This window comes from Candidatus Krumholzibacteriota bacterium (assembly GCA_034520215.1).
Lineage (GTDB): Bacteria > Krumholzibacteriota > Krumholzibacteriia > Krumholzibacteriales > WJIX01 > JAGHBT01.
Genome location: JAXHNR010000002.1, coordinates 64141 through 78446, shown reverse-complemented (window position 1 = coordinate 78446; position 14306 = coordinate 64141). Strand labels below are relative to the sequence as shown.

General features: G+C 45.6%; 11 protein-coding genes. 9 read left to right on the top strand and 2 right to left on the bottom strand.

The window, feature by feature from the left end; genetic code table 11:
• The first annotated feature begins 320 nt into the window (after window positions 1-320).
• From rho to U5O15_07015, 9 genes are all read left to right on the top strand, one after another.
• A complete protein-coding gene (gene rho, locus U5O15_07055; GenBank protein MDZ7860408.1) occupies window positions 321-1568 on the top strand; it encodes a transcription termination factor Rho in 1248 nt (415 codons plus the stop codon).
• Between the two features lie 188 nt (window positions 1569-1756).
• On the top strand, window positions 1757-1987 hold the full coding sequence (rpmE, locus tag U5O15_07050; protein MDZ7860407.1) for a 50S ribosomal protein L31: 231 nt from the start codon (window positions 1757-1759) through the stop codon (window positions 1985-1987).
• 231 nt (window positions 1988-2218) lie between these two features.
• A complete protein-coding gene (gene prfA / locus U5O15_07045; protein ID MDZ7860406.1) occupies window positions 2219-3313 on the top strand; it encodes a peptide chain release factor 1 in 1095 nt (364 codons plus the stop codon).
• A gap of 24 nt (window positions 3314-3337) precedes the next feature.
• The gene (prmC, locus tag U5O15_07040) at window positions 3338-4225 is read left to right on the top strand and encodes a peptide chain release factor N(5)-glutamine methyltransferase (protein MDZ7860405.1); all 888 of its coding nucleotides are present in this window, start codon (window positions 3338-3340) and stop codon (window positions 4223-4225) included.
• A gap of 12 nt (window positions 4226-4237) precedes the next feature.
• On the top strand, window positions 4238-5491 hold the full coding sequence (murA, locus tag U5O15_07035) for a UDP-N-acetylglucosamine 1-carboxyvinyltransferase (protein ID MDZ7860404.1): 1254 nt from the start codon (window positions 4238-4240) through the stop codon (window positions 5489-5491).
• Between the two features lie 24 nt (window positions 5492-5515).
• Window positions 5516-7426, top strand: coding sequence for a selenocysteine-specific translation elongation factor (gene selB / locus U5O15_07030; GenBank protein ID MDZ7860403.1), 1911 nt, complete (start codon window positions 5516-5518; stop codon window positions 7424-7426).
• Window positions 7423-8535: a flavodoxin-dependent (E)-4-hydroxy-3-methylbut-2-enyl-diphosphate synthase gene (gene ispG, locus U5O15_07025; protein MDZ7860402.1), complete on the top strand. Its 1113-nt coding sequence runs from the start codon at window positions 7423-7425 to the stop codon at window positions 8533-8535. The genes selB and ispG overlap by 4 nt, the downstream gene beginning before the upstream one ends.
• Before the next feature lie 187 nt (window positions 8536-8722).
• Window positions 8723-9607, top strand: coding sequence for a ParA family protein (locus tag U5O15_07020; GenBank protein ID MDZ7860401.1), 885 nt, complete (start codon window positions 8723-8725; stop codon window positions 9605-9607).
• 75 nt (window positions 9608-9682) lie between these two features.
• Window positions 9683-11986, top strand: coding sequence for a glycosyltransferase family 39 protein (locus tag U5O15_07015; protein ID MDZ7860400.1), 2304 nt, complete (start codon window positions 9683-9685; stop codon window positions 11984-11986).
• A gap of 121 nt (window positions 11987-12107) precedes the next feature.
• Here U5O15_07015 and U5O15_07010 read toward each other — a convergent pair whose 3' ends face one another.
• Both U5O15_07010 and U5O15_07005 read right to left on the bottom strand, forming a co-directional pair.
• Window positions 12108-13037, bottom strand: coding sequence for a hypothetical protein (locus U5O15_07010; GenBank protein MDZ7860399.1), 930 nt, complete (start codon window positions 13035-13037; stop codon window positions 12108-12110).
• Window positions 12998-14125 carry an MFS transporter gene (locus tag U5O15_07005; GenBank protein MDZ7860398.1) on the bottom strand — a complete coding sequence of 376 codons (1128 nt, stop codon included), beginning with the start codon at window positions 14123-14125 and terminating at the stop codon, window positions 12998-13000. Before U5O15_07005 ends, U5O15_07010 begins: the two co-directional genes overlap by 40 nt.
• Window positions 14126-14306 lie beyond the last annotated feature (181 nt).

Here is a 14306-nt window from a genome sequence, read left to right as displayed (position 1 = left end):
AGGGTAGTATAAACACAGATTTGAATGTCGTTTCATTACCGTTCTTGATTCTCCTTCAGATAATTGTAGAAATGATTAGATTCGTCTGAATGCAAGAGGATTGGAATAGAAGTATTTACCGCTAATAAAAATGATTCCATAGAGATCTCATGTGACAGTTAATTGGTAATTTCTTTTCGCTTTGAGGTTACTTCGCTTACGGGATATCTCTTAGGGTTTGTTTTACACAGTAAATGGTTAGCTTTTATTTGACGGGAACAAGAGATTTTACCTCTCAACTTAAATAAGCATAAGGATTAACGCAAAAGGGGCTAAAGCTGATGGATATAGTAGAACTGAAAAGCAAGAAAATTGAAGAATTAATGAAAATTGCCGAAGATCTGGAGATAAGTGAGGCCAGCAGTCTTCGCAGACAGGAAATAATGTTCAAAATTCTTGCGGCTCAAGCCAAACAAAACGGACATATTTTTAATGAAGGAGTGCTGCAGGTTCTACCGGAAAAGTACGGTTTTCTTAGATCCCCTTCGTACAATTATCTTCCCGGGCCTGATGATATATACGTTTCGCCTTCACAGATAAAAAAGTTTTCCCTGCGTACCGGGGATACTATCTACGGACAGGTCAGACCCCCGAAAGATTCTGAAAGATATTTTGCTCTATTGAGAGTTGAGGCTGTAAATGGAGAGGAACCCAAACAAAATAAGAAGAAGACACTCTTTGATAATTTAACGCCGCTTTATCCCGAGGAGATGATTAATCTGGAATATGATCCTAAGGATCTTTCCGCTCGACTTATGAATCTTCTTACTCCAATCGGGAAAGGGCAGAGGGCTCTTATCGTAGCTCCGCCCAGAACGGGAAAGACGATACTGCTTCAGAAAATCGCGCACGCCATAACGGCAAATCATCCTGAGATTGTCTTGATTGTTCTATTGATTGATGAACGTCCCGAAGAAGTAACTGATATGAAACGCTCTGTTCACGGAGAAGTAGTCAGTTCAACCTTTGATGAACCGGCGGACAGACATGTCCACGTGGCTGATATGGTTATTCAGAAATCAAAATGCCTCGTTGAACACGGGAAAGATGTTGTTATTCTGCTCGATAGTATTACCAGGCTGGCCAGAGCGCATAATACAGTCGTCCCGCACTCTGGAAAGATATTATCCGGCGGTGTTGACTCAAACGCGCTGCAGAGACCGAAACGTTTCTTTGGCGCGGCGAGAAACACAGAGGAACAGGGAAGTCTGACTATTGTCGCGACAGCTCTTATTGAAACCGGAAGCAGGATGGACGAAGTTATTTTTGAAGAGTTTAAAGGAACCGGTAATCTTGAGATACAGCTTGACAGAAGGCTGGCTGACAAGAGGGTTTGGCCCGCGATAGATATTTTCCGTTCGGGAACAAGAAAAGAGGAACTGCTTCTTGACGATAAAGTGATAAATAAGGTTTATATATTAAGGAAATTCCTAAGCGACAAAACCTGCGTTGAAGCCATGGAGTTCCTCCTTGAAAAGATAAAGAAAACAAAAAGCAATGCCGGATTTCTTAAGTCGATGAACACATAATGTGAGATCGGTTACGTGCTGCAGATTTGGTAATTATTCGATTAAGGGTGTTTAGAATAGCGGGATGACCCTTTGCCGTATCCGGCGGATAAAATAAAAATGCAAATTTTGTTTGTATATTGGATAGAGTCTCATTAGATTTAATGTACCCGTGAAGTTGAAATGTAATAAAAACTTTGGAGCTGAAAATGAAAAAAGATATTCACCCTGACTATAAGAAAACTACGATCACCTGTGTTTGCGGTAATGTTATCGAGACCCGTTCCACAAAGGAAGATATACACGTGGAAATTTGCTCATCTTGTCATCCCTTTTTCACAGGAAAGCAGAAACTTGTAGATACAGCGGGACGCGTGGAAAGATTTCACCGTAAATATGGCGATTACAGAAAAAAACAAGCGGACGGTAAGAAGAAATAAGTTTAACTTCCTTCCTTTAATTCGCATTCCGCGGACGCTTCCGCTGTGTTGATTGATTGACGCGCATCCTGATTGCTATTACAGCCGGGGGCTTATCAATGCCGAATGTGATTATAATTTTACATTTTTCTGGAATACAGCGGCAAAATTCTTTAGAGTGATGTATAGCTGGAAACCTTTTTTGAGGACAGGGTTAGAATTGCTCTGTAGAGTCTTATGGAGGCATTACAGATGAACAACAAAAAAAGGTACGACACTATTCTCGATCGTTTCGATCAGATAACGCGGCAGATGGCTGATCCGGAAGTAATAAGAAATCAGTCAGTCTACCGCGACCTAGCCGTGGAAAGAAGCAACCTGGAAGAAGCTGTTGCTGAGATAAAGAACTATTTTGAGCTTGAAAAAAGGATGCAAGAAGATAAAGAAGTAGTTGAAAATTCTGACGACGCGGAACTTGTTGAATTCGCTGAAATGGAAATAGTTGAAATTAAAGAGGATATAAAGAAACTTGAGAAGGAGATCAATTTACTGCTTATACCTAAAGATCCTGATGATTCAAGAAACACTATTTTCGAGATAAGAGCCGGCACGGGAGGCAATGAAGCGGCGATTTTTGTCGGAGACCTCGCGAGGATGTATCGTTTGTATGCTGAGAAACACAAATGGAAACTCGATTTTATGGGCAGCCACCCTTCGGAAGCGGGTGGTTTCAAGGAATTGATTTTCATGCTGAGCGGCAGACAAGCATTTGGAAAGTTGAAATTTGAGAGCGGTGTGCATAGGGTGCAGAGAGTTCCCGAAACTGAATCAGGGGGCCGGATACATACTTCGGCGGTTACAGTCGCGGTGCTGCCGGAGGCTAAGGAAATAGATATTAAAATTGATCAGAAAGATTTGAAGATCGATGTCTTCAGAGCGAGCGGGCCCGGAGGGCAGAGTGTCAATATGACCGATTCAGCTGTAAGGATTACGCATATCCCTTCAGGGCTGGTTGTCAGCTGCCAGGACGAAAAATCACAGCATAAAAACAGAGACAAGGCTTTGAAGGTTCTAAGAGCAAGGCTTTTCGAAAAGGCAAAGAAGGAACGGGATAGAAAAAGAGCGAAGAAGAGAAAGAGTATGGTCGGGTCCGGAGACAGAAGCGCTAAAATAAGAACTTACAATTATCCTCAGGGAAGAGTAAGTGATCACAGGATCAACTTTACAACACATAATCTAAAAAGTGTAATGGATGGAGATCTTGATGAAATAATCGAAGCGTTATTATTAGCGGAAAGAGAAAAGAAATTAAGTGAAGAGATAGAAAAAACCCGTGAAAAGAGTTAGAAGTGGTATTCGAAAGGAGTGTCAGTGGAAAAAGGGCGGCTTAAAGGCAGTATGCCGCCGAAGGTGATGGACGCGGTTAAGCTATCAGAAGAATACCTTGCTAAGCGCGGCATAGAATCACCTCGATTGAGCGCCGAATATCTTTTGGCGAAAGCCAGGGGCTGTACAAGAATGGATCTATATCTTGATTTTGACACCGTTCTTGATCAGAGAGAACTGAAAATTTACCGCGCGGATCTATTAAAAAGGTCGAAACATTTTCCGCTTCAATACATTCTCGGCGAAACTGAATTCTTCTCTATTCCGTTTCGTGTGCGTGAAGGAGTGTTTATACCGAGGCCGGAAACAGAATTGCTGATAGAACGGACCGAAGAGATGCTGGGGGATAGATCCTCTGTCCGTTTTCTTGAATTTGGGCTTGGAACAGGTGTTATATCCGGCACTCTGGCCCGGAGGCACGAGGGCTGGCGGGGTGTCGGGTTTGATGTTTCCCGCCGAGCAGTTGAATTGGCAAGAGAGAATTTCGATCTTCTGGGAGTTTCCGGGCGGATACAACCCTTCGTTGCCTCAACATTCGATTCTCTGGATGAGAGGCATAAATTTGATCTTCTGATATCCAACCCTCCATATATACCAACGGATGAAATTGATTCCCTTCAGAGGGAAGTTTCCTGCTATGAAAACAGAACAGCCCTCGATGGCGGGAATGAAGGAAAGGACTTCTATCCCGTTTTAATCAATGCCGGACTTTCTCATTTAAATAACGGCGGGGTTTTAGCCGTTGAAATAGGGAATAATCTGGCCGCTTACGTCGAGAGCGTTTGTGAGATGTCAGGTTACGAAAGAATTGAAACAGCAAAAGATTTTAACGGGCTTGACCGCGTAGTGACAGCGGTATATGCCGGCAGCTAGAGGGGAAAAAGTATGGACAGTTTTGTTATAAGAGGACCCAGCAGACTTGAAGGGGGCGTGGATGTGAGCGGCGCTAAAAACGCGATGCTTCCACTTATGGCCGCCACGATTCTAACCGAGGGCAGATGTGTGCTGGAAAATGTTCCTGATCTTAGGGATACCGCGACTATGTCAGAACTTCTTGAGGGATTAGGGGTAGATATTGATTTTAAGGGATCAAGACTTGTTATAGACGCTTCTAAAATCGAATCGGAGGAAGCTCCCTATAAGGTGGTTAGAACTATGAGGGCGTCTATCTACGTGCTGGCCCCTTTAGTCGCGCGATGCGGGCATGCCAGAGTTTCTCTTCCCGGAGGTTGCGCTTGGGGGCCCAGGCCGATTGATCTGCATCTTAAGGGACTTATGGCTCTCGGAACAAAGATCGAGATAGATCATGGTTATATCGAAGCTTACACCGAGGAGCTTCATGGAGCGGATATTGTACTTTCTGTTCCAAGTGTCGGAGCAACGGTGAATATTATGATGGCGGCGGTCCTTGCCCGGGGAGCGACAACAATAGAGAACGCGGCCCGCGAACCGGAAATAGTCAATCTTGCCGAAGCCTTGAGAAAATCAGGAGCAAAAATTAATGGAGAAGGAACATCGAGAATCGAAATAGAAGGGGTTGAGAATTTATCTCCGTTTAACTGCAGGGTGATTCCCGACAGGATCGAGGCGGGGACATTCGCCGCGGCCGCGGTCGTTACCGGAGGGAGAATAGAGATTAGAAAGTGTAATCCGGATCATATGCACGCGATTCTTGATAAACTCTCAGAATGCGGGGCTGAAATTGATATTTACGAAAACAGGATTGTAGTTGAAGCGCCTGAAAAGATCAGATCAGTTGAAGTGGAGACGGGTTTTTATCCTTCATTTCCAACGGATATGCAGGCGCAGATGATGTCTGCCCTATGTCTCGCGGATGGAGCGAGTTCAGTGGTTGAACATATTTATCCGGACAGGTTCACTCATGTGCCTGAGCTTAAAAGGCTGGGGGCGGATATAAATATTGACGGCAGAGTCGCGATTGTAAACGGGGTCGAAGAACTCGCGGGCGCGCCCGTAATGGCCACGGATATAAGGGCTAGTTCTGCTTTGATTCTCGCGGGGATGGCCGCACGGGGTAAAACAAAGGTGCTGAGGGTATATCATATTGACAGGGGATACGAAAGGATAGAAGAAAAACTCGCGTCGCTGGGGGCGGATATTACCAGGGTGGGAGATTGAAAATACAGGGAATAAGGTTCTAAATTGAAGAATATTATAATTGGAACAGCCGGGCATGTGGACCACGGTAAAACAGAAATAGTAAGGGCTCTGACCGGAAGAGAAACCGACCGTCTTAGAGAAGAAAAATCAAGGGGTATTTCGATTGTGCTCGGGTTCGCGCCGATTGATCTGGGTGAGGGGATAAGGGCCGGTATAATAGATGTTCCGGGACACGAGAAATTTATCAAGAATATGGTTTCGGGCGCCGTGGGAGTGGACCTTGTAATATTTGTTATCGCCGCTGATGAAGGTGTGATGCTTCAGACAAGAGAACATTTTGAAGTGTTGAGAATGCTTGGTGTTGAAAACGGCATAGTCGTTATTACAAAAGTTGATTTAGCTGATCCGGAGCTTATCGGGATAGTTGAAAGTGAAGCGGCGGATCTTATAAAAAACACCCCTCTTGAAAATTCTCCTATCGTCCGCACATCGATTGTTTCGGGTGAGGGGCTCGATGAATTGAAACAGGCGCTAACTGATAAAGCCGGCGGGATTAACAAAAAGAGAAGAGGCTCTTTCTTTAGGATGCCCGTCGACAGGGTGTTCTCAAAAACGGGCATCGGTACCATAGTAACCGGCAGCGCCTGGAGCGGGAGGGCGGCTTCAGGAGACGAGCTTGTAGTTGAACCGCCGGGGAAAAAGGTCAGAGTCAGGGAAGTTCAAAGTTTCGACGATTCCCTTGAGAAAAGCAGCAGCGGTATGCGGGTGGCGCTGGCCCTCCACGGTGTTAAATCAAATGAAATTTCAATAGGAAACCAGATCCTGACACCCGGAAAACTGGAAGTATCCAGCATGGTTAACGCGTCCGTGGAAGTTGGTATGATACCCGCTTCGAGAATAAAGAACAGGCAGCGGCTGAGGTTCCATCACGCCGCGGGCGAGATAATGTGCAGGGCTGTTCTGCTTGACAGAGAAGAGCTGGGAAAGGGGATCAAAGGGTTCGTTCAGCTAAGACTCGAGAAGCCCGCCGCGGCAATGAGGGGGGACAGGTTTGTGCTTAGAACATATTCGCCGATGCGTGTGGTTGGAGGCGGGATGATTCTTGATCCTCTGCCGGCTAAAACAAAAAACTTCAGCGAGGATCTTATAGAAGAATTGAAGATATTAAAGGATGGAAGCAATAAGGAAATAGTAGAGATGCTGATTAACAGAGAGGGGAAAAGGGGAATGTTGCCGGGAAGTATCGAAAAATTCGGCATTGACCCTAAGGAAATAGACGCGGTTACGGGAGAACTTGAAAGCAAAGGAAATATTTATAGAATTGGAAGGCTTCTTGTCAGCTCCCGCAATGTGACGGAGAAGGAAAATGAACTTAAAACTGTTCTTGAAAGCTTTCTGAAAGAAAATAATTTAATATGGGGTATGGATAAGGAAGAGCTTAGAGCGAGACTTCGATTGGACAGTAATCAGCTCTTTGATTTTATTTTGGAAAAAGGCCGGGATGAAGGGCGGCTGTTTTCCAGGGAAGGGTTGGTAAGATACGGCAGCGCCGAGAGAACCCTGTCGGCGGATGAAGAAAACTCCCTTATGAAGTTAGAAAAGCTGATTTTGTCGGGAGGTTTTGAATTTCCGTCGGAAAAGAAGCTCGCTGGAGAATATAAAATAGAATTGCTGGCAGGATATTTACATATTCTCCGCGAGAGAAAATCAGTAGTTAGAATCAAAGAGGCGGGATATATACACTCTGAATATATTAGTAAAATTGTCGGTATTTTAAGAGATCATTTTGCGGATAATAATGAACTCGATATAGGTGAATTCAAGAAAATGTTAGGAGTTTCCCGTAAATTCGCCGTACCGATTCTTGAGCATCTCGATGGAGCGGGATATACAAAAAGAGTCGGGAACAGAAGAATCGCTGGGCCTGAACTCGCGGGAGTGGAAGAAAAATGAATAAAGCGTCTTTACCGGAAAGAATTACAGCGGAAAGAAGAAAGACCAGGAAGGTATATTACGGAAATATCCCCGTTGGAGGAGATGCCCCTATCTCTATTCAATCGATGAGCACTCGAGCCGCAAAAGAGAAGGACGCCGTATTGAAGGAATTTAACGAACTTGCCTCAGCTGGATGCGAGATTGCACGGGTGTCTGTTAAAGATCAGGACGACATAGAGGTTATAGGGGATATATGTAAACAAAGCCCCATTCCGGTTATTGCCGATATTCATTTTGATTTCAAGCTTGCCGTGCGGTCCGCCGGGAAGGGGGTTGCCGGGCTGAGGATCAATCCAGGAAATATAGGGGGAAGAGAGAAAGTAAGAGAAGTAGCCCGCGCCGCGGAAGATTCCGGAATTCCTATAAGAGTGGGGGTTAATTCCGGGAGTCTGCAGAAAAACCTGTTGTCCCTCTACAGGACAGATCCGGCAAGGGCTTTGTTTGAAAGCGCGGCCGGGTCTCTTGAAATGATGGAAAGCATCGGATTTGAAAACCTGCTTTTCAGTATAAAATCCTCAGATCCGGCGATTAATGTCGACGCGAACAGACTCTTTGCTTCAGCTTGCGACTACCCCATTCATATAGGAGTCACTGAAGCGGGACCTGTTCTAAGCGGGGCTACAAGATCGACTGTTTCGCTGACTCTGCTTCTCTCTGAAGGTATAGGAGATACTTTGAGAGTTTCTCTTTCGGGTGACCCGGTAAATGAAGTAATCGTAGCTTCGGCTCTGCTTTCCTCTCTTCGGCTCAGGGAGGATGCCTCTGAGGTAATATCCTGCCCAACATGCGGAAGGGCACATCTGGATGTTTTAAAGATAGCGAACCTTCTGGAAAGAGAGATGCTTTCGAGGCGGGGCCCGATAACTGTAGCTGTGATGGGGTGTGAGGTTAACGGCCCCGGAGAGGCGAAAGAGGCGGATGTTGGTATAGCGGGTACTGCCGGCGGAGCGGTGCTTTTTGCTAAGGGAAAGAAACAAAAGGTGTTAAGGGGAAATTATTTAGACGCCCTTCTTCGGGAGATTGATAAGGTGATAAGTGACCGGGATAAAGGGAAGCGTCAGGAATAAGTGAAACCCCAGCAGAAAAAATATTGAAATAACTGCCGATTTAAGAGAGAATATATAATCTGTAATCTGTTGGAAGCTGAGATTTTAATTTCTCCGGTTCCAACTTTTAGTTTTCAAGCACTCTGAGAGTGCTTTTAGAATGATTGTCAACTGATCCTTGAACTGCCAATTTCACCAGGGAGGTAACATGCATCAGTCAGAAACCGCAGCATTTCTCAACCAAAAAGGCGGTGTCGGTAAAACAACGTCGGTTGCTAATGTGGGGGCGGGATTAACGATACTGGGGAAAAGGGTTCTTATCGTAGACCTTGATCCCCAAAGTCATCTTACAACTTTTTTAGGTATCGAAACACACGAAATAAATAAAACAATATACGATGTAATGAGCGGAAAAGCTCATGCGCGTGAAGCGATAATCACCCGGCCGCTAAGAGCGCGTATATCCATAGAAGGTAATATTTCGCGTTTGTCTCTTTCGGTTATTCCTTCAAGCCTCGACTTAGAACGGGGCGAGGCAGTTTTGGCAAACAAAGTAGACAGGGAGTATTTACTCAGAAAAGCAATTTCCGGAGTAAGCGAAGATTATGACTACATTCTCTTCGACTGCTCTCCAAGTCTGGGATTAGTTTCAACCAACGCCCTGGCAGCTTCCAAAAGGGTATTTATACCGCTTCAGACGGAGCACCTTGCACTTAAGAGTCTGGAAAATCTGATATTAAGAATAGAATCTGTTATGACGGAGTTGAACACGAACCTGGTTATAGGCGGGTTGATAGCTACTCGTTTTGACGGCAGAAAAGTGTTGAACCGCGCCGTTCTGGAAAGCTTGAAGGAACACTACGGCGCTTTGCTTCTTGATACTGTGATACGGGAGAATATTGCCCTGGCTGAATCGCCGCGTTACGGAAAGGATATATTCAGTCACCGTCCGAGAAGTTACGGTATGGAGGACTACCTTAATCTTTCGCTCGAAATTATGGGCAGAATAGCTTCCGCGGACAGGCTTTTCTCTGTAAAGCGCGGTGTTATAACAAGAGATTCGGATAGATGCGCGGCCGGGTTAACATTCTAAATTCGCGGCACCATAGTAAATGGAGTATTATTATAACAATGAGGGTGAATATTAAGTTTACAAGGGCAAAGAAAAATGCCGGAGAGTTACGATAAAACAGTTGAAAGCCCGTATCTAAGAGAACGAAACATCTATCTGATATTGATAGTAGTGGGCATTCTTATCAGAATACCCTTTTTTAACTTCTTTGACATGGTCACCTATGACGGGACCTATTATATACATGACGCCAGGTCTATACTCGGCGAATCATTCCCTCCAAGCCCTTTTCCTATAGGGTACCCCGCTCTGATTGCAGCACTTATCCCGTTACTTAAAGACGGCGTTCTCGCCGCCAGGATAGTTTCGATGTTAGCCGGGATTGGGCTTTCAGTTGTTGTATATAAACTGGCCCGGGAGTATGTGAGGAAAACAGAAGCCATTCTCGCGGCTTTTCTGGTTATTTTCTCTCCGCTGGCGCTCAGGATGTCGATGATAACAATGTCGGAAAGCCTATATGTTTTCTGGCTTTTTACCGGTCTTCTTTTTTTCGCCAGGAGGAAGGACTTAGCTTCGGGGGGACTGCTGGGGTTAGCTGCCGTAACCAGGCCGGAGGCTCTCGGGGTTTTGGGCGTTCTGGCTTTGTTCAGGATGAGGCGCTTGAAACGGCTGCTTTTGCTTCTAGCGGGGTTTTCTATAGTATATTCTGTTAATGTCGCCATTCAATCCCGAATCGCCGGGAAGCCGGTTCTTATTTCGAAAACAAAATTCTTCGGTACTCACGCGAAGACCTGGAAAGGACGTGAAAACTGGCTTGATTCAGAGGAGAAGGAGACCTTTCTCAGGGAGAGAGCCGAAGATGGAGGAGAAAAAAACCTTATCACAGATTATATTGAAACTGTCCCCGGGGAATTCCGTCTGTTAATAGGTCACGTTACTGTAATACTTTTTTTACTGGCTCTTTACGGGATTTATCGCGAGCGGGGGTTCCTTATCGCCTCATTCGTTCCCTTTCTGATTTATCCGTTATTTACGGTAAGAAGAGAAACGAGGCTCGTTTTTCCATATATCCCGGCCATTACTATATATGCCGTGATCGGCCTTTCAACTGTCAGAAAACACAGATTCAAAATAGCGGTATATACACTGCTCTCTATTTCCTTTCTTTCAGGTCTTGTGATTAACAGAGATCAGCTGACAGAACCGGTGGCAAAGGGCTTTAAATGGGCGAAAGATACGGGCCGCCATTTCAGAGAGTATGTCAGGCCGGGGGATAAAATCGCGGACAGGAAACCGTATCTGGCCTTTTACGGCGGAGGGATATATGTTGAGATTCCAGTGGCGAAGTACAATAAAGTTATGGATTATCTTATAGATGAAAATGTCGAATATCTTGTGTGTCATAAAAAACTGATTCACGAGTTAAGACCGGCTCTGAGGGCATTTTTATACGACGGGGCTCTTATAAAGGGTGAATTCCGATACTCCCAGGGTTATTTCAAACCGGGGTTATTAGCTTTGTATAAAAGAAACCCGGAATACGAACCTCTTGTAAGACAGGAAATTATCGAGTCAACCGGGCAGAAATTATATGGATTGACTTGGTCGCCGGACGGAGAAAAAATCGCTTACCGGAAAACTGACCGTTACGGCCGCTCTGAAATCTGCTTTATTTCGCCGAAGGGCGCTCGAATTAACCCCGCGATAAAACTGGAAACCCTTCAAGGGCCTTTTTCCTGGTCGCCGGACTCGAAGAGTATAATCTGTTCCTTAAAGCATGGGGATAACGTCGATATCTATATATGTCATCTGACAGGGGGAATGGAGCGTGTCACTTCACACAGGGCCGTTGATATGCATCCGTTCTGGTCGAAGGACGGTAAGGAAATCGCTTTTGTCTCGACAAGGGCTAAGGGAAGTGATATCTGGATAAAGGATCTCGGAAGCGGGGAATTGACCCGTATCACAAGAAGCGGGGTTAACGGCTACCCTGTTATTTCGCCCGGCGGCGAGCGGCTCGCATGGATACGAAAGGGGAAAGGTTTGATTGTATATGACCGATCCTCGAGCGGCATGAAGCTTGTTGAGATAGCCGGGGATGCACTTTATCTTCCCGCCTGGAGTCCTGACGGCAGATACCTGATGATGACAAGAAGCAGCTGGGGGAGTACTAATATATGTCTTATAAGCTCCGACGGCGAACACGTTCTTCAGCTCGCGGGTTCTGACATGAGTGAAGGAAATCCCGCGTGGCGGCCGGACGGAAAAGCCGCCGCGGCTTTTGTGGACAGGGACGGCAAAATTGGAATAAGAATTATTTCCGGAATGGAACACTACTTCGAGCGTATGGCGTTAATGGATAAAGGCGGATCATTTGCTCCGCGCGCCTTTAAAAAATAGTTTATCCCCTTATTTACTCCATACTTCATCGAGCGCGGATCCCGCGGCAGGCATCAACTGAAAAGGGAGTGTTCACTCGAATGAACACTCCCAGAAAACCGACCATTTTGACACTTACAATCTATGAATTTGTAGGTTTTTCAAGATCGTAGCCCATCTCTTTTGATGTCTTTTTCAGCTGCAGTGCCAGAAAAATGGCAATCACGCCGCATGCAATAAACAGGGTTACGGGTATTGTGTAATTATAGGGCTGAATCTGGCCCACGTCGCGCAGATACTGAATATTATCGCTGATTTGCCCGTTTGGAACACCCACACTCTTCATGACCGAGCGGATGGTCTGGGTCGATTCAACAACCTTGGGATTAACCTTGTCCAAAACTGTTCCGATACCCTTAAAGAAGATAAAGAGTCCGTAGTTCTGGATGGTAAACATACCGGCATAGGCAGAACCGAGCCGTCTTTCCGGAACGATCTTGGCAACCGAAGGCCACATCGCGGCAGGTACAAGTGAAAAGGCGATGCCGAGGCTGAAAAGACTTACATAGCAAAGCGCGGTACTGTCAATAAAGGCAAAGGTAAAGTGGGAAAAGATCAGCAGTGCCGATCCAATCAGCATCACAGATACTGCCTTGCCCTTTTTATCAACCAACCGGCCGAAAATCGGGGTAAAGAGAATTGTGCCCATGGGCAGAAATGCTGCTGCTTTGGGCCCGTTCACAATCCAGAGGCCGAACACGTCCAGGTAGGAATAGATAAAGTAAACAAAAAGCACCGAAAGAACACCAAGGGCCAGCGCCTTGCCCTTTTTGCTCTTGATATTTGACGGCAGCAATGGAAAGAGCAGGCCGAAAACAAAAAGCAGCAGAAAAATCATCACATTTGTCATGGTCGAACCGCCGGCAAGATTCTCTTCGAGAGCAGCCAGCTCATCATCGATTTTCTTATAATTATCCTGATTAACCTTTACCTGAGTGACCATGCCTTGAAGCTCAACCAGCTGATCCGGACTCAACTTTTTAACCAGGGTGACAGGGTCGACTTCCAGCATCGCGCCCTCGCTGCCGTTGACAGAGTAGAGCTGATTTTCAGTTCGGCAAAGAGCGTGGAGGCTTTTTTCTGCAAAGCGATTCTTTCCTGCCGTTTATCGAGTACATTCTGATAGAGCTCAGAGTCTTCGGCGCCTTCACTGATCTTTTGTCTGAGTTCTTCGTTACTGTTATACTCCAGCTTGTAGCTGAATCCGTACTCGTTTATCAGCAGGTCGGGAGCGTACTGCATAAAGGGAAAGACCGCCGAATAAAAGGCAACACAGAGTCCGGCAATAAGCAGGAATGATTTGTTGGTAAACAGCTTCTTCAGATCATCGAAACGGAACGGCTCTTCCTCTTCCACAATACCTGCTTCTTTGTTGCGCGCAGCCAGCTGTTTGTCGATTCTCATGTCAAAGATAAGGTAGATGAGCATCAAGATGAATCCGACACCGATAAGGGTTGCGGCAAGTGTCACTGCCGCCGGCACATAACCGTTGCCGATTTCCGGTGAAATAGCCGTTCCAATGGCGGAACCGAGACGTCCGATACCCATGTTAATAGCCATGGCCAAAGCGAGTTCATATCCCTTGAACCACTTGACAATGGTTCGGGTAATGAGCACACAGGTGATTTCAAGCCCGATGCCGAAGACAAGCCTTCCGATGGTCAAGATCACAAGACGGGTACCAGGATCGCTGGAAATGACATCATTTGCGCCCAGCGCACTGATAATGCCGCCAAGAGCTGCAACCGAACCGAAAACTACCGTTGTCAGTTTGATTCCCCAGCGGTCGAGAATAATGCCCCCGAGTATAATCATACCAAGCAGGTTGGCGATGGTAGTAAAACTGATCATGGTGGCAAACTGGCTCGATGTAATACCCAGCTGGCTCTCCATCAACGGTTTCAGTCCTGAATAGAAATCCTGAAACCAGTAGGTGGCGAACATGAGCGCGCTCACCATAAACAGAATAACCCAGCGCATAAGGGTTGAATCTTTAAGGGTTTTCTTCATCTCTTCCGTCATCTCGGCTCCTTTCAGGTTAAAGCAGAATTTTTTATAAGTTACGAAAAAATGAGAAATAATGCGACAATTATTTCTCATTTTCTTTATTTACTGAATATTTGTAATGTTTTACCTTTTAAATAATAGCAGCTTAATTTTTTTCAGCGGGATAAGTGAGACAGGTTTTAGCTCTAAGCCGCGGCTCTGGGGTCTGGATTCAGGCTCTCAGGTTTAATTAAAATGCAAAAATTAATAAATTTGTGTGAAACAATTTTCAAGT